Source organism: Pseudoalteromonas sp. NZS37, assembly GCF_015864265.1.
Taxonomy (GTDB): domain Bacteria; phylum Pseudomonadota; class Gammaproteobacteria; order Enterobacterales; family Alteromonadaceae; genus Pseudoalteromonas; species Pseudoalteromonas arctica.
In genome coordinates this window covers 1-2,018 of sequence record NZ_JADYXL010000032.1, presented here as the reverse complement: position 1 = coordinate 2,018, position 2,018 = coordinate 1, and the positions used below count along the sequence as shown (strand labels likewise).

The 2,018-nt window shown below is 51.7% G+C and carries 1 protein-coding gene; it reads right to left on the bottom strand.

Features of this window, described 5'->3' with window-relative positions:
* Positions 1-2,018 (bottom strand): beta strand repeat-containing protein (locus I6F47_RS20125; RefSeq protein ID WP_197184440.1); only part of this gene is annotated, 2,018 nt, incomplete at both ends.

Below are 2,018 nucleotides of genomic sequence, written 5' to 3'. Positions count from 1 at the left end.
TAATACTCGGTGCATTGGTATCCAATGTTGCGCCTTCACTTAACGTGGTGGTGTTGCCTGCACTGTCACTGACGCTTGCTTCGATAGTGAGTGGACCATCAGTTAGCGCGTTCGGTACATCTGCTGACCAACTGCCATCGGCTTGTACTGTTGCGGTAAACGTTTCTGTTGTGGTGCCGTCGCTTACACTGATGTTTATTACTGTGCCCGCTGGCGCATTGCTGCTTCCGCTGATTGTTGGCGTGCTGTCGTTCGTGGCGCCGACTGTGTCTAACGTCAGAGTTGGCGCTAAGGTATCTAGGTTGCCTGATTGAACTGCACCGCCAGTATTGCCTGCATCATCGGTGATACTGGCTTGCACGGTGTAGCTTCCATCCGGTAATTCAGGGCTGGTTGCTTGCCAATCGCCGTTTGCATCCACGGTGGCGGTGATTGGGTGTTCATCACCGTTGCTGTCAGTAATAACAATGTTTACAACCGTGCCTTCAGGCTCTGTTGAGGTACCACTAATCACTGGAGTGCTGTCATTGCCAAGGCCCAGTGCATCCACGCTCACAACCGGGGTGATGGTATCCACGTTGCCACTGCTGTTTGCTGTACTCTCATTGCCTGCAGCATCCGTAATACTGGCGCTTACAGTAAAGTCACCTTGCGCAAGCGCACTTAGGATTTCAATGTCCCAGTGGCCATCACTTTCAACTGTGGTGGTAATGGTTTGCACTACGCCGTCGCTGTCGGTCACGGTGAGTGTAACAGTGCCACCAATTTCATTACTGGTGCCCTGAAGCTCTGGTGTTAAGTCGCTGACATCGCCTACGTTTTGAATGGTGAGTAGTGGCGCTTGCGTGTCGATAGTGGTGGTGTCACTCACTGTAGTTTCGTTGCCAACACTGTCGCGTACACTTACTTCAATGGTGCTTTGACCTTCACTTAATGGTGTCGCTGGTGTGGCGCTCCAATCACCGTTTGCATCCACAAGGGCGGTGATAGTTTGTGGGTTGCCTGCGCTATCAGTAACCACTATGGTCACTTGCGCACCCTCACCTGCGTCACTTGTGCCGCTTATGATTGGCGTATTGCTGTCGCTTTGTGCGTCAACCTCAACAGTAAGCGTTGGTGGTGTGTTATCAAAGTCGTCTGAGCTAATTGTACGCGTGTTACCTGCGGCATCGGTCGCTGTTGCGATCACTGAGCCAACATCAAGTAACGATACATCTAATCCGACTAATGACCAGTTGCCATCCGCATCGGTTGTAGTGGTATAAGTTGCACCAATACCCCCGTTAACAAGTTGCTCGGTAATAGTAATTTCACTACCTGCTGGCAAGTCAGACGTACCACTTAATGTGACTAATAAGCCAAGCTCAAACGTTGGCGTAAAGGCAAGTGCTGGCGGGGTTACGTCTACTTCGCCACTGTCCGTGCCGGTGCCTGTGTTGCCTGCGGCATCGGTGATGCTAGCGCTGACGCTGTAGTCACCTTCAGCTAATGTACCTGTTGGTGTCGCACTCCAGTTACCATTAGCATCGGTTTGTACATCAATGCTTTGTGTGGTATTCGCTGCATCGGTAAACGTCACCGTGATGGTGCTGTTAGGTGCATCACTGGTGCCTGTCACTGTCGGCGTGCTGTCGTTGGTTAGTAACGGCGCATCTACACTCACACTTGGTGCTGTGGTATCAATGGTGCCATTGCTCGCAATATCAGTGCTGTTGCCTGCCACATCGCTGATGTTGGCGGTGATCGTGTACGGCCCTTCTGCCAAGGCAGTCGGTACTTCTATAGAGAAGTTACCATCAGCATCCACAGTGGTGGTGAAGGTTTGTGTATTGCCTAAATCATCCACTACGGTGAAGTTAATAACGGTGCCTTCAACCGCATCGCTTGTGCCGCTAAATGTCGGGGTGATGTCGTTACTTGAGCCTGGGCTGGTAAGTACAAGCGTCGGTGCAATGGTATCTATTTCACCAGTGCCTGTGGCAGTAGCTTCATTGCCTGCGGCATCGCTCACACTGGCG